7 protein-coding genes and 3 pseudogenes are annotated in these 21,853 nt (G+C 36.5%); 9 read left to right on the forward strand and 1 reads right to left on the reverse strand.

Annotation, left to right across the window (positions count from 1 at the left end):
* The 9 genes and pseudogenes from L323_RS35445 to L323_RS35470 form a co-directional block, all read left to right on the forward strand.
* A partial coding sequence (locus L323_RS35445) for a phosphopantetheine-binding protein (RefSeq protein WP_020816426.1) occupies nt 1-937 on the forward strand: 937 nt, incomplete at its 5' end.
* A 14-nt stretch (nt 938-951) separates the two neighbouring features.
* The gene (locus tag L323_RS35450) at nt 952-1,773 is read left to right on the forward strand and encodes a CPBP family intramembrane glutamic endopeptidase (RefSeq protein WP_020816427.1); all 822 of its coding nucleotides are present in this window, start codon (nt 952-954) and stop codon (nt 1,771-1,773) included.
* A gap of 28 nt (nt 1,774-1,801) precedes the next feature.
* On the forward strand, nt 1,802-2,623 hold the full coding sequence (locus L323_RS0121010; protein WP_031342305.1) for a CPBP family intramembrane glutamic endopeptidase: 822 nt from the start codon (nt 1,802-1,804) through the stop codon (nt 2,621-2,623).
* A complete protein-coding gene (locus L323_RS35455; protein ID WP_020816430.1) occupies nt 2,610-6,218 on the forward strand; it encodes a condensation domain-containing protein in 3,609 nt (1,202 codons plus the stop codon). The genes L323_RS0121010 and L323_RS35455 overlap by 14 nt, the downstream gene beginning before the upstream one ends.
* Nucleotides 6,219-6,256: 38 nt before the next feature.
* Nucleotides 6,257-7,987, forward strand: a pseudogene (locus L323_RS42155) (AMP-binding protein); the annotation flags it as partial.
* Between the two features lie 117 nt (nt 7,988-8,104).
* Nucleotides 8,105-9,301 (forward strand): annotated as a pseudogene (locus tag L323_RS42160) (amino acid adenylation domain-containing protein); the annotation flags it as partial.
* A 108-nt stretch (nt 9,302-9,409) separates the two neighbouring features.
* A pseudogene (locus L323_RS42165) lies at nt 9,410-14,131 on the forward strand (amino acid adenylation domain-containing protein); the annotation flags it as partial.
* Between the two features lie 15 nt (nt 14,132-14,146).
* On the forward strand, nt 14,147-19,987 hold the full coding sequence (locus L323_RS35465) for a non-ribosomal peptide synthetase (protein WP_020816432.1): 5,841 nt from the start codon (nt 14,147-14,149) through the stop codon (nt 19,985-19,987).
* 157 nt (nt 19,988-20,144) lie between these two features.
* Nucleotides 20,145-21,260 carry a dockerin type I domain-containing protein gene (locus L323_RS35470; RefSeq protein WP_020816434.1) on the forward strand — a complete coding sequence of 372 codons (1,116 nt, stop codon included), beginning with the start codon at nt 20,145-20,147 and terminating at the stop codon, nt 21,258-21,260.
* A 108-nt stretch (nt 21,261-21,368) separates the two neighbouring features.
* On the opposite strand, the gene L323_RS35475 is transcribed toward L323_RS35470, so the two are convergent.
* Entirely contained in the window at nt 21,369-21,725 is a 357-nt protein-coding gene (locus tag L323_RS35475) for a hypothetical protein (protein ID WP_020816435.1), read from the reverse strand.
* Nucleotides 21,726-21,853 lie beyond the last annotated feature (128 nt).

Genomic DNA, 21,853 nt, shown 5'->3' on the forward strand with positions numbered 1-21,853 from the left:
AGAGTATATGGTTCCGTCATATTTTGTAAGGCTTGAAAAAATGCCCCTTTCTCAAAACGGAAAAGTGGACAGAAAGGCTCTGCCGGAGCCCCAATTCAGTGTATATACAGGCACAGAATATGTTGAACCTACAGGAGAAACTGAAAAGATATTGGCAGATATTTGGAGGCAGGTTTTAAAAATTGAACGTGTTGGCACAACAGACAACTTTTTTGATTTGGGGGGTACATCCCTTACTCTGATTCAGGTACATTCAAAAATAGAAGAAAAGTATCCGGGCAAAGTAAAGATTACAGATATTTTTTCAAACCCTACAATTTCAAAGTTGTCAGCTTTTATAGAAATAGGGGAGGAAAATTCCACTAAAGATATTAGTCTTGAATTTCTTGAATTTCCACAACAATATTTCTCGAAAGAAGGTGGAGGCTATGGTTCTGTATTCAAATTCAGGTTAAATGATGATGTTTTAAAAGGTTTAGAAAAAACAGATGTCCTGATTTGTGCGTTTGTTTATTTGCTTGGACAGATAACACAAAAAGCAGCAATAACCATACAGACGATAGTTGATGATTGTGACAGAGTATATCCTATTAGCTTGGATTTTAAGGAAACAGGCAGCTTCGGAGAGTTATGTGAAATGATACACCACAAGAGAAATTGTGGGGAGCAATCAGGCTATAGCTTAAGGGATATAAGAGAAGAAAGCATTGAAAATAAAGGTAATTTTTCAATTTTACCCTTATTCTACAATAAGAACATGCTATCAACACCACGAAACTTGACAGGAGTTTATGATATCGCTCTTGGTGTAAGTGAGGAAAACGGACAAACCGTTTTCATATGTGAGTACAACTCTACAAGGCTCAGGGGGGATAAAATAAAAGAACTTACAGGTAAGTATCTAAAAGTAGTGCAGTTCATTACAAGTAATAAATAATTGGAGGTAAGGAAATGAAAAAGTATTTGATAATGGTAGGTAATCTATTAATCTATGTTGTTACATATTTCTTAATCATTAAGTCATTAGTCTATATCGGGAAAGGATATATACTTCCAAGACCGGGAATAGGCCCATGGCTGAACAGAAATTCGCTGGTTGTAACAGTTACAAGTGACTTAATACAATTTACTATTTTCTACTTTGTATTTAAAAAGTTTAAGGGAATTAATCTGCTTAAGCATGTTAAGCTAACGGAAAAAATCAGTATGAAGAATTTTGCGGTTATTTTTGTTATCGGACTAGCTTCAGGGTTTTTTACTTCTTCAGTATTCAAGCTTCCTTTTATAACCGAAAGATATCCGGATTTGATAAACATAATGAAATTCATGTTTATAGATGGAGGAACTGTAATAGTATTTACCTGCTTCCTTCTGGTTGGGTCGGTCTATAAGGAAATACTGTTCAGAGGGCTGATTTTTAATGAGTTAAGAGACAAACTGCCGGTTGTTGCCGCTGTAATAATTCAGGGACTTATGTATGGATTGATGTTCTTCAATATGAATGTACCATTGATAGCTTATGGATTTTTAGGAGCAGTATTATTTGTTACCTTGTACTTACTGGTTAAATCTTTATGGGCTTCAGTAATTGCACAGGCTTCATGTCAGGGAATTATGTACATTTTAATGAGAACGGAAGATTCAATTCTTAATAAAGGAACTGCTTGGCCCGCAATCGCAATCAGTTTTGTCATAATTGTAGCGGGTGTAATTTATCTAACAAAAATTAATAAGCCAAAGAATGCCCTAAGTAATTTTGCTTCGGCAAGATAAGAAAATAACCGGGGAGGATAAAACAAAAATGAAAAGATATCTCAAAATGACAGGTTATATAGTGTTATATTTAATATTGCTATATGCAGTACTTAGAGGAGTTCAATGGGTGGTGTTCAACATTTGCTCGAGGAATAAGGCGCTTAATGATTTCCTGTGGAGTAACAAAACGCTCTTTAGTTTTTCAATATCCATAATTACAATTTCCTTGTATTCGTTAATTTTAAAACTCCGAAACAAAAATCTGTTTAAGATATGCAGTTTCACTAAAATAAGTCCAAAGAATGTACTTGGTATAGCTTTTATGGGTATTTCAATGTGCTTATTTACAACATGCTTTACATCTATCAATTTTATTGGTAAAACCTTTCCGCAGTTCGGAGAATACATGGATAGTTTCTTCCAGACAAAAGGAAGCTTTTTGATTTTTATAATTATGCTTATGGTTCTTCCTATGTTTGAAGAAATCATTTTCAGAGGAGTCATATTCAATGAGTTAAGGTCAAATATACCAATTGTTGCTGCTGTTCTGATTCAGGCCTTAATATACGGTTTGCTGCAATTAAATCCGGTTTTGGGAACTTACGCTGCAATAGGTTCAGTTATATATGTACTTCCTTATATCTGGACTAAATCCCTTTGGGGCTCTATTCTGGTTCAGGATTCATGTATACTGGGACTCTTTATCTTTAGAAAAACAGGTGTAAAGGATATATTGGCAGGAACAGGGAATGTGGGATTGATTATCCTTACATTAGCAGGAATAGCAGGTATTCTTGCAGCCGGGTACTTCGTTCGGAAAAACTCCGCTATAGGAAAACTAAAGGGTGGATTCTATGTTGGATTTTAATTTGATTGAGTATGACGAGGGTATGGATGAAATTGAAGAGATTTCTTCTAAAGATATAGCTGTAATAGGAATGTCTGCGAATCTTCCTCTAGCTTCTGATTTTGAAGAATTCTGGGAGAATATGCGAAATGGTATTGATTGCATTACTGAATTTCCTAATTCCAGAAGAGACGATGTAGACAGGTATTTAAGATTTAAAAATATGGCTTTAAATGATGTTAAATACCGGGATGGAGCATATCTTGAGGAAATTGATAAGTTTGATTACAATTTTTTTAATATTTCACCTAAAGAGGCTACTCTCATGGATCCCAATCAAAGGTTGTTCCTTCAAACAGCTTGGGAAGCAATCGAGGATTCAGGTTACGGAAGCAGAAAAATTGAGGGAAGTGAAACCGGAGTATACGTGGGATATGTTTCAGGGCCTGAATATAAGCAGTTTATTTCAGAGGTAGAACCTTCATCGTCAGTGGCTTCCATTCCGGGCAACATTGCTTCGGTAATAGCAGGCAGATTATCATATATTCTGGATTTAAAAGGGCCAAGCGTAATGGTGGATACCGCATGCTCGTCATCTCTTGTTGCAATACACATGGCATGTATGGGGCTTAGAAACGGAGACTGCGAAATGGCAATCGCAGGGAGTGTTAAGCTGAGTTTTTTGCCTGTACAAACAGGTGATAAATTTGGGATAGAATCGGGAGACGGCAGGACAAGAGCTTTTGATGATAAATCCGATGGCACCGGAATGGGCGAAGGGGTAATAGCTATTTTGCTTAAGTCTTTGAGTAAAGCTGTAAGGGACGGAGACAGAGTTTATGGGGTTATAAAAGGAAGTGCCATAAATCAGGATGGAAGGTCTATAGGGCTTACTGCACCAAATGCGGCCGCACAGGAGAAAGTAATATTAAAAGCGTGGAAAGATGCGGGTATAAATCCTGAGACAATTTCATACATAGAAACTCACGGCACAGGTACCAAGCTCGGAGACCCTATTGAAATAGATGGGATAACCAGAGCGTTTCGAAATTATTCCCAGAAAAATCAATTCTGCGCTATCGGAGCTCTGAAAACCAATATAGGTCATTTGGATAACGCATCGGGAATAGCCGGCTTGGTAAGGGCAATATTGGCACTGGATAATAAAGAAATACCTCCAATACTTCACTTTAACAAACCCAACAGTAAAATTAATTTTGAGACTTCTCCTGTCTATATAAATAAGGAGCTTACACCATGGGAAACAGATGGCTTCCCCAGAAGATGTGGAGTAAGTGCCTTTGGCCTTAGTGGCACCAATTGTCATGTAATTCTGGAAGAACCTCCTGCCATGGAATTTGAACAGGAAGTTGAAAGTGAGAAAATTAAGGTTTTTGCCATTTCAAGCAAAAGCTTGGAAGCACTAAGGGTATTAATACAAAAGTACTTAAAACTTACTGAAAAATGGGATAAGCAAAAATTAGAAGACATTTGTTACACAGCTCTTACGGGTAGAGGACACTATGAATACAGAATAGCTATAGTAACCAGAAATAAGGATGATTTAAAAGACAAAATCATAAAGCTTTCAAAAATGGATATAGCTAAAGAAAGTGGAGAATGGTTCTTCTATGGCGAATGCCAGGAGTTAAAGAATCAGATTGACGGAAATGCTGACACCATGCTTAAAGAGTTTGTGGAAGGTTCATGTGAAAACGAAGATTTACTTAATAAGATTCTCAAACTTTATGTAAAAGGTGCCAACATTCAGTGGGAGGAATTGTACAAAAAAGAAAGCAGGAAAAAGGCTGCTATCCCAGTATATCCTTTTGAGAAAAGAAGATGTTGGATTGAAATACCGGAGGTTTCAAAGGAGCTCCTTGTACATGTTAAAAAGATAGAAGAAGAAAAGTCTTCTATGGAGATAAAGCTCACAGGCAGTGAAAATGGAGAATACACACAGACTCAAATACTCTTGGCCCAGATTTGGGGGACTGTATTAGGGTATAAAGAAATTGATATTAACGAAGATTTTTACGAGCTTGGAGGAGACTCTATAATAGCTGCAAATATTTCAAACAGGGCAGCCAAACAAATTGATGCTTCATTAAGTGTAGCAGATATTTTAGCATTTACCACCATACAAGAGCTTTCTGACTATATTGACAAGGATTTGAAGAAACAAATTTTCGCTCCCAAAATCAGTAAATTTATAGAGCCTGTGGAGGAAAAAGATTATTACCCGGCTTCATCGGCTCAAAAAAGGCTTTATGTACTGGGCCAGTTAAAAGGCATCGAAACCTGCTACAATATGCCTGGAGTTATGATAATAGAGGGAATGTTGAATAAAGCAAGGTTTGAAGATGCTTTCAAAACGCTTGTGCAAAGGCATGAAACTCTTAGAACTTCTTTTAAAACAGTTAACTGTGAAATTGTTCAGGTAGTACATAAAGACACTCAATTTAAGGTTAAGTACTCAGAATTGGATGATTTTAAAGGAACGGAAGAAGTAATTGTACGGAGCCTCATGCATTCCTTTGTAAAGCCATTTAACTTGGAAACAGCTCCCCTTTTAAGGGTTGAAATTGTAAAGATAAATGAAAACAGACATATTATGATGTTTGACATGCATCATATAATATCTGACGGTACCTCAATGGCTATTCTAGTGAAGGAAATTATTGATTTATATGATGGCAGGCAGTTGCCTGAACTGAGAATACAGTACAAGGACTTTTCGGAGTGGCAGAATAGGCTTCTCCAGTCTCAGGAAATTAAAAAACAGGAAGAATATTGGGTTAAAAGGTTTGAAGGAGAAATTCCGCTCCTTCAAATGCCTACTGACTATAGCCGACCAAACGCTAAAAGCTTTGAAGGGGACAGATACAATTTTGTGTTGGGAGAGGAGCTTACAAGTGCGGTTAACAGGCTGGCCAAGGAGTCAGGAACTACCCTTTATATGGTACTTATGGCAGCATATAATATTCTTCTTTCAAAGTATTCCGGCCAGACCGACATAATTGTTGGTTCTCCAATAGCAGGCAGACAAAATGCAGACCTTGAAAACATAATCGGTATGTTTGTAAATGCTCTTCCTATGAGAACCCTTATTGAATATGACAAATCTTTTATGGAGTTTTTATATAACGTAAGAGATACTTCACTCAGGGCTTATGAAAATCAGGACTATCAATTTGAAATGCTGGTAGAAAAGCTCAACTTACAGGTAAAGCCGGGACGTAATCCTGTATTTGATGTGGCATTTGTGCTCCAGAATATGAAGATGCCGCAGATGAGTGTAAAAGGCCTGAATTTTAAACCTTACATGGATGATTCAAAATCATCAAAAGCAGATTTTACCCTAATGGCTACTGAAGAAGGAGAAACAATATCCTATGTTTTTGAGTACTGTACTAAATTATTTAAGCCTGAGACAATAGAGCGTTTGTCCAAGGACTTTGTAAAAATAATTAAAATCGTTACAGATAACAGGCAAATCAAAATAAAGGATATAGAACTCCTTGAAAAAGATGAGGAAAACAAATTTGCCTCTATAATTAAAAATGTGGGGGATGTATTTAATAAGCTTATAGACGAGGATTTTGGAGATATTTAAGCTTTCTTAAAAATGTAAAGTTTGTGAGGGATAATGATATGAATACAAATATTTTAACGTTGTATAAAGAGTTTGAGGATGCAAAGAAGTACTGGGAAGAAAAATTAGGCGGCGAAATCAATCAGCTTAAGCTTCCAGTTGATTATCCGAAAAACAATAACTATACATATGGAACCCATGAAATGGTATTAGGAGAAGAACTGTCAAAAAAACTATTATCTCTTGGTAAAAATCAAGACCTGCTGCTTTTCATAATAATGCTCACAGGCCTGAAAATATTATTTTACAAATATACGGGACAGGAGGACATATTAGTTGCAGCTCCTACTTATAAAGATGAAAATATACAGAAGATTAATAAATATGTAATTTTCAGAGATATTCTTAAGGAGGACATGTCCTTTAAAGAGCTTTTGGTTAATGTAAAGCAAACGGTGTCACAGGGATACAAAAATCAGCATTATCCTGTTGAAAAACTGATAGAGCTAATAAAGGAGAGCAACGGAGATATACTGGCTCTGAATACTGCATTGATGATGAAAGGTGTTCATAATGAAGAAGCCACCGAAGATATAAGAAAGTCCTTTACAAATAATCTGAACCTGTTAGTCTCTGTTGAGGAAAAATATATAAATATCAAGACGGTATATAATGAAAGTCTTTTTAAAGAGGAATCAATAAGGACGTTGATGGAGCGTTATGAGTATGTACTAAGTCAGGCCGTGGAGGATTTAAATAAAAAGCTTGCAGATTTTACAATTATCACTGAAATTGAAAGAAAGAAAATAATTCATGAATTCAATAATACAACAAAGGATTATCCTCATAATAAAACAATTCACCAACTGTTTGAAGAACAGGTACAAAAGACTTCAGAAAGAACCGCAATAGTATATAGAAACCGTGAGGTTACATATTCCCAGCTAAACAAAGAGGCAAACAAACTGGCAAATTACCTGATAGAAACTCAGGATATAAAACATGATACACTTATAGGCCTTTTTATGGAAAACAGTATAGAGCAGATAATAGCAATTCTCGGCATACTAAAAGCCGGAGGGGCTTATGTGCCCATATCCACAGGACTCCCGGAAGAGAGAATAAAAACCATAATAAATGATTCTCAAATTAAGTTTATGGTGTCAACAAAAAAGAACATAAAGATGCTGAATAAACTGCAATGGGAGTGTAAAACGCTAGAAACCTTCCTATGTATGGATTCAGAAGACATCTACTCTGAACCTGAGTCACAGGAAAGCGGACTAATGGATAAAAAGCTCTGGGAATATATAGGTGAAAACGCAGTAGATGAAATAACCGGTGGAGGATGGGCAAGCAGTTATACCGGAGAAAATCTTTCAAAAGAAGAAATGTCAGAATATGCCGACAATGTTTTTGAGAAATTGAAGCCATTTTTGAAGCCCGAAGCCAGAGTACTTGAAATAGGCTGTGCGTCAGGTATCAGTATGTTTAAAATTGCTCCCCGGGTAGGAATGTACTATGGCACCGACCTTTCAGGGGTTATTATTGAAAAGGACAGAGAAAGGGCTGTAAAAGAAGGTTTCAATAATATAAAGTTGGAATGTCTTCCTGCACATGAGATTGACCGGGTTTCAGAAAATGAGTTTGATATTGTAATAATCAACAGTGTTATTCAGGCTTTCAGCGGACACAATTATCTGAGACAGGTTATCAAAAAGGCATTGGGACTTATGAAAGACAAGGGGATACTTTTTATCGGTGATATTATGGATCAGGATAAAAAGTATGAGCTGCTGGAATCTCTTTTGGAATTCAAGAGGCAGAATCCCGGATATGATACTAAAACAGATGTTAATGAGGAACTCTTTGTTTCAAGAGGTTTTTTTGAAGACCTGTCCTTTGAAATGAAAGAGATTCAACAGGTAGAATTCTCAACTAAAATTCACACAATAGAAAATGAACTTACAAGATTCCGCTATGATACTATAATTCGTATTGACAAGAATCGCGGGGAAAAGGAAACAAAATATGAAAAAAACCGCTATCAATATGACCTGTCTGTTTTAAAGAACTTTTCGGAGAAATCGCCGGCTTGTTCCGTTACACAGAGTGACCTTGCATATATAATTTATACCTCGGGAACAACTGGCAAGCCTAAAGGTGTAATGCTGGAGCACAGAGGCGTTGCAAACCTTAAAGCGATTTTTGATAATACCCTTGGATTAAATGAAAAAGATAGGACAATACATTTTGCAAGTATATCCTTCGATGCTTCAGTTTGGGATATTTTTACGGGGCTTTTAACTGGAGCGACCCTGTATATAATGCCGGAAGAGGTAATTGGAAATTATGAAAGGTTTGAGCAGTTCATTAACGGAAATGAAATAACCTTCGCCACTTTGCCTCCTACTTATCTGGTGAATTTAAATCCGGATAGAATTACTTCACTGAAAAAGCTTATAACAGCGGGCTCGGCTGCCAGTCCTGAACTTCTTTCTAAATGGAAGGACCGTGTGGAATACAGAAACGGTTACGGGCCAACAGAATCAACGGTATGTGCTACCCTCTGGAAGTACGAGAGCGACTATAGCATTGATAATTCTGTACCAATTGGAAAACCTGCAAATAATATAAGGGTTTATATTGTAGACAATAACAACAATCTTCAACCAGTGGGCGTAGTGGGAGAACTGTGCATTGCAGGAGTATCCTTGGCAAGAGGATACCTAAACAACAAAGAACTTACGGATGAAAAATTCGTAGAAAGTCCTTTTTTACCGGGTGAAAGAATGTACAAATCAGGAGACCTGGCAAGATGGCTGCCTGACGGAAATATTGAATTTCTGGGAAGAAAGGACCAGCAGGTTAAAATCAGAGGTTTCAGAATAGAAACGGGAGAGATAGAAGCTCAACTGTTAAAGCACGGTTTAATACAGGAAGTTGCGGTTATACCACGGGGGGACGAGGACAAATACCTTTGCGCCTATTTTACAGCCCCGGAGAAGCTTGCGATTTCAGAGGTCAAGGAATTTCTGGCAAGAAGGCTTCCGGACTATATGATACCTTTGTATTTTGTGCAATTGGATAGTATGCCACTTACTTCAAACAGCAAAATAAATGTAAAAGCCTTGCCAGACCCTGATGGAAGACAAAGCCTGAGTGTAAAATATGTGGAGCCAAGAAATGAGACGGAAAAGAAATTGACGGCTATATGGAGAGATATTCTGGGTTTTGAGAAAATAGGTATTGACGATGATTTCTTCCAGCTTGGAGGACATTCGTTGAAAGCTACTGCTTTGGTAACCAATATTCACAGAGCATTCAACACCGAAATTCAGCTAAAAGAAGTATTTAATGCTCCTACCATTAGAGGTCTTGCAGCTAAAATAAAAATTTCCGCTCAAAGCATTTATTCATCTATAAAACCTATTAAAAGGTTTCAAAATTGTCCGGAGGGATTTTATCCGGTTTCATCGGCACAAAAAAGACTCTTTATAATAAATCAGTATGAAGGTATAGGAACGGGATACAACATGCCTGCTGCTGTTTGTATTGAAGGAATTCTTGATATAGAACGACTTATACAAAGCTTTAGGAAATTAATTAAAAGACATGAATCACTAAGGACTTATTTTAGGATATACGAAGATGAGATTATGCAGGTAGTTCAGGAGGATGCTGATTTCAATATAGAATTTATTGATATATCTGAAAAACCTGAAACTACAATTGATATTAGGTCTTTTATAAGGCCATTTGAATTAGATAAAGCTCCACTTTTAAGAGCTACACTGGTTAAAACCGCACAGGACAGGCACATATTAATAATAGACATGCACCATATTATTTCAGATGGTATGTCAATGAATGTAATTATTGAAGAATTTGCACACATTTATGAGGGACAGAGCCTCCCTGAACTTAAAATACAGTACAAGGATTATGCATCGTGGCAAAACGACCTTTATAAATCTGACTCTATTAAAAAGCAGGAGGAGTACTGGAAGAAGGTATTCGAAGAGGATATACCTGTCCTCGATATGCCTTACGACTATACAAGACCATTAATACAGAATTTCGAAGGAGACAGAATAAACTTCAAGCTGGACCGCAGTATGGCAATGAAGTTGAAGGAGCTGGCTTCTAAGACAGAAACTACACTGTATATGGTTATGCTTGCAGCATACAATATTTTGCTATCAAAATATGCAGGGCAGGAGGATATAGTGGTAGGCTCGCCGGTTGCAGGAAGACATCACCCTGACCTTCAAAGTATTGTAGGTTTTTTTGTTAATACTGTTGCGTTGAGGAATTCAGTTAGTGATGATAAATCATTTATTGATTTTCTTGCACAAGTAAAGGAAAACACACTTGAGGCCTTTGAAAATCAAGATTATCAATTTGAACAGCTTGTGGACATTCTGGCTTTACCAAGAGACATAAGCAGAAATCCCTTGTTTGATACCATGTTTGTTATGCAGAACATAGGAAACACGGAAATAAGTATTAATGGCTTAAAGTTTTCGTCAGTTGACATTGACTTCAGTACGGCAAAGTTTGATTTGAAAATGGAAGCAATGGAATGGGAAGACGAAATAAAAATAGGGCTTGAATATAAAACAAAACTATTTAAAAGAGAGACTATGGAGAGGCTGGCACAGCACTATACAAATATTCTCCTTGCGATAACAAATTGCCCTGAATCAGAAATTTCACAGATAAGCCTTTTATCAGAAACTGAGGAAAACCAGCTTGTTTGTGGGTTTAACCAAAGCTTGACGGAATCAATACAACCTGACACCTTCAAACAGCTGTTTGAGAAACAGGTTCATGAAGCTCCGGACAACATTGCTCTGGTTTCTGGAGACGTACGGCTTAGTTATGGTGAATTGAATAAAAGAGCAAACAGTCTTGCCAGAGTATTGAGGACAAAAGGAATCAAACCTGACGATATTGTGGGAATTTTATGTGAGCAGTCATACCATATGATTGTAAGTATTCTCGCTGTAATAAAGGCCGGAGGGGCATATATGCCTTTGAACCCTGAGCTTCCCGCTGATAGGCTGGAATATATGCTTGAAGATAGCAGAGCCAAAATTCTTATATACCATGGAGAACTTATACACAAAGTTGATTTCAAAGGCGGAATTATAGACCTTGATAACGAGAATACATTTGATACAGATACGTCAAATCTGCCTGATGTAAGTAAACCTGACGATCTCATATATGTAATTTATACATCGGGAACAACAGGAAACCCCAAGGGAGTAATGATTGAAAATCACAGTCTGGTAAATTATTCTGGTTGGTTTATTAATAAGTTTAATATAGGCAGGAAAGACAAAACGGCAATAGTTTCGTCTCTTTGCTTTGACCTTGCGTATACCGCACTGTATTCCGCTTTATTAAGGGGTAGTGAAATACATCTGCTATCAAAAGGGGGGTATTCGGACACTGAATTGTTACTTTCATATATAGAAACAAATGGAATCTCATATTTGAAAATGACGCCGTCTCTATTTAACGTAATGGTTAATTCAGACACTTTTACCAAAACAAGTTCTTGTCACCAGCTTAGATTGATTGTTTTGGGAGGGGAAGAAATAAATCTAAAGGATTTAGAGGCATACAATAAAAGATACCCCGAAGCTACATTGGTTAATCATTACGGGCCCACCGAGACAACAGTTGGGGCAATCGCACAGGTTATTGATTTTACAGAATTTGAAAATTATAAAAAGCACCCGGTTATAGGTAAGCCAATTAAGAATGCTGGTGTATACATCCTTGATAAAAACATGAAGCCTGTTCCCGTTGGCATAAAGGGCGAATTGTACATAGCGGGAGAAGGGGTAGCAAGGGGATATTTAAACAGACCTGACCTGACTTTTGAAAGGTTTATGCATAATCCATTTTTATTAAACGGTACACGGGTTTACAAAACCGGAGATATTGGAAGATATGTGCCTGACGGAAGCATTGAATTCCTTGGAAGAGGGGACAACCAAATTAAAATCAGAGGTTACAGGGTTGAACTTGGAGAAATAGAGGCACAGCTTTTAAGGATAACTACTGTAAAAGATGCTTTTGTAACGGTAAAAGAGGATGAAAACAAGGATAAGAATATTGTTGCTTATGTGGTTTGTGAAGGAGAATTGGATGAAAGGAACCTATGGGAATACCTTTCAGAGTACTTGCCTAGCTATATGATACCGACCTGCTATATAAAACTTGAAAAAATACCACTTACATTAAACGGTAAGGTGGATAAAAATGCCCTTCCTGACGTTGAGATTGTTTCGGCAAGAGACTATGAAGAACCTTCCGGAGATATAGAGATAAGACTTGCACAAATCTGGAGCGAAATACTGAAAGTTGAAAGAATAGGTGCTAATGATAATTTCTTTGAACTTGGAGGACATTCTTTGAAGGCTACCATGCTTGTCAACAAAATACATAAAGAGTTGGATTCAGCTATACCTTTAAAGGAAGTTTTCACTATGAAAAATTTAAGAAGTATGGCTGAGTATATACGGAGTTCAAAGAGTAACAGTTTTTCAGCTATACAGCCGATAGAACAGAACATCTATTATGAATTGTCGTCAGCACAGAGAAGGATGTTCATTCTTAATACTTTTGAAGAAACAGGTATTGCATACAATCTGCCGGGAGTTGTTGAAATATCAGGCAAGGTTGACAAGCTCAAATTTGAAGAAGCTTTTAAGAAGTTAGTGCAGAGGCATGAATCTCTGAGGACATCTTTTAGAATTATAAATGAGCAGCCTGTTCAGGAGATACACCAACAGGCAGATTTACATATAAAATACCTTGAAACTCAAGAAAGCAGGCTGCCCAATATAATTAAAGAATTTATCAGGCCTTTTGACCTGGGTAAGGCTCCTCTTTTGAGAGTGGCACTTGTGAGTATTTCGGGCCAACAATCAGAAGGAAATGACAGATATATTTTACTTTATGATATGCATCATATTATATCAGATGGTGTGTCAAGACGTATTATGGTTAATGAATTTGTAAGCTTATACGAGGGAAAACATATTGAGCCTTTAAAACTGCAATATAAGGATTTTGCAGCATGGCAGAACAATCTGTTCCGCTCCGGTGAGATTGAAAAGCAGGAAAAGTACTGGATAGAAAGGTTTGAAGGTAATATTCCGGTACTTAATATGCCTACTGATTTTAAAAGGCCGGAGATTAAAAACTTTGCCGGAAGCAATATAAGTTTCAGGGTTGAAAAGGATTTGGCTGTTGAACTGAACAAGCTGACTGCAAAGACGGGTTCCACCCTTTATATGGTACTGCTTGCAGCTTACAAGGTTCTTCTTTCCAGATATTCGGGACAGCAGGATTTGGTAGTTGGCTCTCCTATAGCAGGAAGACCGCACGCAGACATTGAGAATATAATTGGGATGTTTGTAAATATGATAGCCATCAGGAGTTTTCCTTCTTCTCATAAATCTTTTAATGAGTTTTTGAGCGAGGTAAAGGAAAGCTGTTTAAAAGCATATGAGAATCAGGAATACCAGTACGAAGAGCTTGTGGACAAGCTTGGCGCAAAGAGGGATATGAGCAGAAATCCTTTGTTTGATGTTTCCTTTACGTTGCAGAATCTTGATATTGAAACAAATGCACAAAGCCTTAAATTCAAACCCTATGAATTTGAAAATTCTGTGTCTAAATTTGATTTGACCTTGTGGTGTGCTCAGGGGAATGACAGTATTGAATTCATCTTTGAGTATTGTACGGGGCTATTTAAAAAAGAGACTATAGAACGACTTGAAAAGGATTATGTAAAAATATTGGAAAGAATAGTTGAAAATCCTGAAATTAAAATCAAGGATATTGAACTGGAAGACAAGTATCTTAAACGTGAAAAGGTATTGACGGATGAAATACACTTTAATTTTTAAGGGGAGGATATAAGAATGAGTCTTGACAGCTATTCAAGAAACATAATAATGTCTGCGGGTGAATACGAGGAAGAAAAAAAATATTGGACTGAGAGACTTTATGGACATGAGGAAACAAGCGGTTTGCCTGCAAGCTTTTCCTGCACTAAAAAGGAGCAAGGTATAAAGTCTTGCAAGAGCCTTGATATCCAAAATGAGACATTGGAAAAGCTGATTTCCATTAGTGGCGGTTCAGATTATGCAATATATATGGTACTCATGTCCTGTGTAAGCTATCTTTTTTACAAATATACGGGTTGTAAAGACATCACTCTGGGTATGCCTGAATTTATAAAAGATGATACGGCCAACCCGATTAATATACTTCCCTTAAAAGTTAATATAAACAGTAAGGAAACATTTAAGGAGCTTTTAATAAGAGTAAAGGGAGATATTATTAAGGCTGACGAGAATAAAAATCTTCCTATGGAAATTATTGCAGAAATTTTGGGTGTTAGGCCTGAAGATATTTCGTCACTGTTAAAGACGATTGTACTTTTTGAGAATATACATGACAAAAGCTGTATTGAAGGCATGGAGCCGGATACCCTCTTTTGTTTCAGTAGAAGTGAAGAGGCAATTAGAATAAATTTACACTATAATGAGGCAATGTATAAAAATGAATTTGCCGAAAGTGTGCTCAGACACCTGGTCAATATTATCACCTCAGTCACAGCAAAACCTGATATTTTACTGTCTCAAGTGGAGATTCTTTCAAATAATGAAATAACCAGAATTTTATATGATTTTAATAATACTCAGGGAAGCTATAGCAGTAACAGAACAATGCATGATCTGTTTGAAGAACAGGTTCAAAAAACGCCGGATAATACTGCAGTGGTATTCGGTAACATTGAAATGTCATACAAAGAACTGAACATACAGGCCAACAGACTTGCAGCTCTACTAAGAGACAGAGGTGTCAAGACCGGAGTCTTTGTAGGTGTATTAATGGAGCGTTCTTTGGAGATGGTGATTGCAGTAATGGGAATATTAAAAGCAGGTGGAATTTATGTTCCTTTTGAACCTGCATTTCCAAGAATGCGTACTCAAAAAATACTTTCAGACCTTAAAATTCACTGTGTTATTACACAGCAACCACAAAGCAGAACTATTATTGAAATGCAGTGGGAACTGCCCCAACTGACCGAGATAGTTTATATGGATGTTGAAGACAGAGAACTTCCTTTGGAGGAGATCGACAAAACCTCCGTAAGGCAACTTTGGGACCATATTACTGAAAAATCTGTTGATGACGTTTCAGCAGGTGGTTTTATCAGCAGTTATAACGGAAACCCATTTTCAAAAGAAGAAGTGGATAAATATAAAAACCACGTTGCTTCTCTTGTAGCACCCTATCTGAATAAAGATAAAAAAGTGCTGGAAATTGGCTGTGGTTCAGGTTCTATTATGTTTTCAATTGCCCCACTTGTGAAAGAATATACCGGGCTTGATCCTTCAGAACTAACACAAAAACGAAATGAGGAGAATATCAAGGCAGGGGGATTTACCAATATTAAACTGGTAAATGGCTTTGCCCATGAGCTGGAAACTCTGATTGGTGACACTTTTGACTTTGTTATCATATCCAGTGTAATACAGTTCTTCCCAGGGTTTATTTACCTGAAAAAGGTAATTGAAAAGGCAATAAAGGTACTAAATCCTGGAGGAACTCTTATTGTAGCAGATGTAATGGATACAAGAAAAAAAGATGAGTTCAGATATTCTTTGGAAGAGTTCAAAAGTAAAAACGCTGGACAAGATGGTGTCAGGACAAAAACAGATATTGATGGGGAACTGTATGTGGATGAACAGTTCTTTATTGAAATAAAGAAAAGCAGTATTCAAGTTAATGAAGTAAAAGTACTGCATAGAAATAATAAATTTAACAACGAATTGGACTACAGATACGATGTTGTATTCAATACAACTTTAGAAGGCCAAGCACAGGTAAATGATACGGAATTAAAAAGAAATGACTGGACGCTCATGGACATTAACAGTTATTCGGGAGATAATCTTTGTCTTGATATAAAGTCGGATGACATGGCATATGTCATATATACGTCAGGTTCTACAGGGGTTCCTAAAGGGGTTGCGGTTCGCCATAAACCAGTTATAAACCTGATTGAATGGGTAAACAGAACCTTCGACGTTGGCTCTAAAGACAGACTACTGTTTGTGACATCCTTGTGTTTTGATCTGTCGGTATACGATATTTTCGGAATTTTGGCTTCGGGAGGGTCTATACGTGTAGCTTCAAGAAACGAGCTGAGAGACCCGGCGAGACTTGTTGAAATTCTAAGAGAAGAACCGATAACTTTTTGGGACTCAGCTCCTGCCGCTTTACAGCAGCTTGTTCCGTATTTCAACAAAGTAAAGCCATCCAACAGTACGGATACTTTAAGACTGGTATTCCAAAGCGGTGATTGGATACCTGTTACATTGCCTGACAACGTAAGAAATGCATTCCCGGGTACTGAGGTTGTAAGTCTTGGGGGAGCTACAGAGGCTACCGTCTGGTCTAACTACTATCCTATAGGTGAGGTTAACCCTCTGTGGGCAAGTATTCCTTACGGAAAGCCTATTCAAAATGCATTATACTACATTCTTGATTCAGACTTACAGCCTTGTCCAATAGGTGTTACCGGGGATTTATATATTGGTGGCGAATGTCTTGCAGACAGATATATGAACGATGAAATACTTACAAAGAATAAATTCATCCCAGACCCTTTTAATAAGGAAATGGGTGGAAGAATGTATAAAACAGGAGATACTGCAAGATGGTTTGAAGACGGAAATATGGAGTTTATGGGAAGAAAGGACTTTCAGGTAAAGGTCAGAGGATATAGGATTGAGCTTGGTGAAATTGAGAGCAACTTACTCAAGCACAAAGATATAAAAGATGCAGCAGTTATTGTAAGAAAAGATGACGAAGGCAATAATTACATATGTGCCTATTATGTTTCGGACAAGGAATTGACGGTGTCCGAGTTAAGAGAATACCTTTTAAGGGAATTGCCCTCATATATGGTACCTTCTTTCTTTGTAAAAATCCCAAAACTGCCTTTGACACCTAATGGAAAACTGGACAGAAAAGGGCTGCCTGAGCCTTCTTTAAATATAAATACCGGCGTAGAATATGAAGCCCCAAGAAATGATGCTGAAAAAAATCTGACTCAGATATATCAGGAGGTTCTTAAAGTTGAAAAAGTCGGTATAAATGATGACTTTTTTGACATGGGAGGAGATTCCATAAAAGCTATCCAGGTTACATCTTCAGCAGAGAAATTGGGTATAAACATTTCGGTTTCTGATGTACTGAAATATAAAACCATAGCGGATATATTGAGTAACGTTGATTACACGAAAAAGAAGAATTCAATTTCACAGGAAGGAATAATAGGTGAAATACCTCTTACCCCTATACAACAGTGGTTCTTTGAAACAGACAGGGGCTATATGCATTATTGGAATCAGGCAAATCTTTTTTCGCTTAATCAAAATGTAAGGTTGGAGCATTTAGAAACCATATTTAGAAGGATAATCGAACACCATGATGCTTTAAGAATCAGATATGATTTTTCAGATAAAGAGATAATTCAGATTAACAGAGGTGTAGACGAAGCAGCGTTTAACCTTGAAGTAGTAGATTTATCCCAACAGGATTATGAAACACAAAAAGATAGTATAAAAGAAATAAGTGAGAAAATACAGGCAGGCCTTGATTTACAAAAAGACTTATTGATAAAGGCATGTGTTTTTGAATTGGGTGATAATGGACGCAGACTGTTAATTGCTGTTCACCACCTTGTCATAGACGGAGTATCCTGGAGAATCCTGCTGGAAGATATGGAGAATCTGTTTAAATCACAGCTTGAAGAGAAACTTCCATTAAAAACTACTTCTTTTAAAGAATGGAGCCAAAAGCTTGAAAGTTACGCTAATGAGAAATCTCTGGATGTTGACTATTGGTTAAACATTGATACATCTGCTATAAATTCCATAACAAATAAAGAGATAGAGGACAACTATTTCAGAGACCACAGAAAACTTTCATTTGAGCTTGGAACTGAACAGACGAAGGAACTTCTTACTGAAGTCAATAAAGCTTATGGTACTGAGGTTAACGATATTCTTCTGTCTGCCCTGATGCTTTCTCTGGGTAAGGTTTTTGATATGGACAGAATTTTGCTGATGTTGGAAGGGTATGGACGTGATGAAATAATTGAAGGAATAAATCTGTCCAGAACAATAGGTTGGTTTACAAGCATTTATCCGGTTTGTCTTGAAAGACAGAACAGTATTGAAAATACAATTAAAGGAGTCAGTCAAAACCTTAGAAAAATACCCTCAAAAGGTATTAATCACGGACTTTCAAGATATTTAAACAAAAATGAAAATTTGAAGTCTATAAAGCCTGAAATTTCCTTTAATTATTTAGGACAGTTTGACAATGCCGAAAGTGAAGAAAACGGGTTGCTGGGACGATGCAACGAAGAATATGGGGTGAGTATTAATGAAAATAATACCCACGACTATTTAATGGATTTTAACGGAATGGTGGCAGACGGTAAGCTAAGGTTTATAGTGGGCTACAACGAAAAATATATAGACAATAATACCGCAAGAGAGACAGCAGAGCATTTTGAGAAATCTCTGTTGGAAGTACTTGAACATTGTAAAAACAAGCTTAATGAATCATTTGAGGTAAAAAATCAAAAACTCTATCAGATTAACGAACCTGGCAAAAAGGAATTAAAAATAGTCCTTCAAAATGAAATAACAACATACCTTTGCCATTCATTACCCATATGCGTAATACTGGCAGACGAAAGACTAATTCCTTGGTACAACGAACACTTTATAAAGCTATTTACTGAGTTTCAGCCGCGGGACATGCTTTATCTGGATTTCCTTGAAGTTAGGGCATCATACAACGAGGTGATTCAGGAAGTATACATGGGCTATGAACTTTTAAAGGGGATACCTGATATCGTAGACTATGTAATAGATAAAATAAACCTGGGCTACTATGTCATAATACATGTGGATGAATACTATATTCCACAGAAAAGATTCTATAAAAAGCTGCACTATGTCCATCATTCTATTGTATATGGTTACGACAATTCAACCAGGGAGTTGAAAGCTATAGGATTTAACGCAGAGCAGATATTTACATATCTTAGCTTTGATTATGATTTGTTCAAAGATGCGTATGAAAGTGGAAAATTGCACTATAAAAATGCTGCACCATGGGCTGAAACAAATGCTGTAGAGTTGTTGAGAGTAAAGGATTTTTTGACAGATTACCCATACAGTGTTGAACGGTTTACAACGACTTTGGAGGAATATGTAAATTCAAAAGAAGACATGCATGTTGTTTTTACACATAAATTTGACAAGTATGTATTGGATAGAGATCGTTTAAAATTTGGGATTGATATATACGACGAAATTATACGACATTTACATAATCTAGCGGAAGGTAAGGTTACTGTAGACTATAGAGCAATTCATCTTTTGCATGAGCATAAAAAATCCATATATAAAAGATTGCAGTATGCAGCATCGAAATGTAACACATCTGTAAGGCTTGACGAGCTTATAAAAGAGTACCTTGAAGTTATTGAACTGGTTGATAGCGCAAGACGGTTATTCTTAAAGTATACCTTTACCGGAAGGGATGACTATAATCTTTTGCCTGATAAGGAGGCCGTGATACAGATAATTGATTTGTTAAATCAAGTAAAGGATATGGAGAAGCGGATTCTTTCCGACATATGTGTACAACTGAGGATGTTAGTATAAGAACATTGCGAATCATAAGGACAATGCGCAAAGAATGTATTTTTATGCCTTTGGGTTATTGCGAACTGGCTAATCAGAGGCTTTCGGTTATGGAAAAAAGGAAAATAGAAAATATAATTAAGCTGAAAATAAACTAAAATTTTACAGGAGGTAAAGTATGATTAAGAAAATTTTAATGTCAGTTCTAGTATTTAGTATGGTTATTTCATGTTGTATTGCTACCCGAACATATGCTGCAGATTTAAAAATAGGTGCATGGGTTGGGACACAACCTACAGAGACGGAAATAGTCAACTACCAAGAGCTTCAGCAGAGGAAAATTGACATTGTACACCAATTTGTTAACTGGTCCACAAATTTTGACTGGGTTAAGCCATATGCTGACGCTGTCTATAAAAATGGTTCAATATTAATGATTACCTGGGAACCATGGGAGTATAATACGGTTGATATTAAAAACGGTAAAGCAGATGCCTATTTAACAAAAATGGCTCAGGATATAAAATCCTACGGAAAGGAAATATGGTTAAGGCCACTTCATGAAGCTAATGGAAATTGGTACCCATGGGCTATAGGATATCCTGGCAAGATAAATACAAACGAAACATACAAAGATGCATTCAGACATGTTGTTGATGTTTTTCGCAATAACGGTGTTTCAAATGTCAAATGGGTGTATAATGTTAACTGCTCAAACGTAGGTGACGGCACAAGTTACCTTGATTACTATCCCGGAGATAATTACATAGACTATACTTCGGTTGACGGATATAATTGGGGAACAACGCAATCTTGGGGAAGTGTGTGGCAGTCATTTGAACAGATTTTTTCACAATCATATAAAGCATTGGAAACAATAAATAAACCTATAATCATTGCGGAATGGGCATCAACTGAAGTTGGTGGAGATAAGGCAAAATGGATTACAGAATCATTTAATACCATAAAAACATCTTATACAAAAATCTATGCTGCTATATGGTTTAGCGAGAATAAAGAAACTGATTGGAGAATAAATTCAAGCAATGCTTCTCTTGAGTCTTACAGAAAGGCAATAAGTCCTGTATCCATAAAGTATGGGGATTTAAATAAGGATGGAACAATTGACGCTATAGATTTCTCTAAATTAAAAGGATACATGTTAGGTAACAATAAGGATATTGATATGATTGCAGCAGATGTGAACCTTGACGGTTCTGTAGATGCATTGGACTTTTCTGTTTTAAAGAAATATCTTTTAGGGGTAGTTACCGTTCTGCCTGATACAAAATAAAAAAATGGAAAAATATATAAGCATGAAAGATAATGGTATCTTTCATGCTTTTTTATACTTGGAATTAAAACGTTATTGTAAATTGCAGATGTAAAAAGATGTTAATAATTATTTTCCCTTAACAAATCTTACAGTTGCAAAGGCAAATGCCAATAATCCAAACAATAAAAGTGCTGCTCCTACGTAAATATTTAAAGTCCATGGGCCTATATAATCAGTATTTGTTAACGTTGAATAAATTAATTTACCTCCCATAATAGCATATATCATAAAACCAGTAAGGTTTATTATCAAATTATTATTTCTGCTTAAGCTCCACGCAGCCCAAAAAAATAATATTGAACATTCCAAAGCTAGTATCCACTCAACACCGCCTACACTTATTCCAAAAAAACATAATAAAATTACAAAATACACTGGTATTAGCAATATAAAAAACATAGTTTTGTTATTTCTTTTTAACATAATAGTTCCCCCGTTAAATAGTGCAGTACCACGTTATACTATATCAATATACACTAATTTGTTGGCAAATATCAATTTAAATCGTAATAGGATAGGATAATATCACGAACCTAAAAGTGAGTCATTAG

Origin of the sequence: Ruminiclostridium papyrosolvens C7 (genome assembly GCF_000421965.1) — a bacterium.
Taxonomy (GTDB): Bacteria; Bacillota; Clostridia; order Acetivibrionales; family DSM-1351; genus Ruminiclostridium; species Ruminiclostridium papyrosolvens_A.

Coding starts and splice junctions, on each gene's coding strand:
- L323_RS35450 (WP_020816427.1), top strand. CDS start 952: ATGAAAAAGTATTTGATAATGGTAGGTAATCTATTAATCTATGTTGTT.
- L323_RS0121010 (WP_031342305.1), top strand. CDS start 1,802: ATGAAAAGATATCTCAAAATGACAGGTTATATAGTGTTATATTTAATA.
- L323_RS35455 (WP_020816430.1), top strand. CDS start 2,610: ATGTTGGATTTTAATTTGATTGAGTATGACGAGGGTATGGATGAAATT.
- L323_RS35465 (WP_020816432.1), top strand. CDS start 14,147: ATGAGTCTTGACAGCTATTCAAGAAACATAATAATGTCTGCGGGTGAA.
- L323_RS35470 (WP_020816434.1), top strand. CDS start 20,145: ATGATTAAGAAAATTTTAATGTCAGTTCTAGTATTTAGTATGGTTATT.
- L323_RS35475 (WP_020816435.1), bottom strand. CDS start 21,725: ATGTTAAAAAGAAATAACAAAACTATGTTTTTTATATTGCTAATACCA.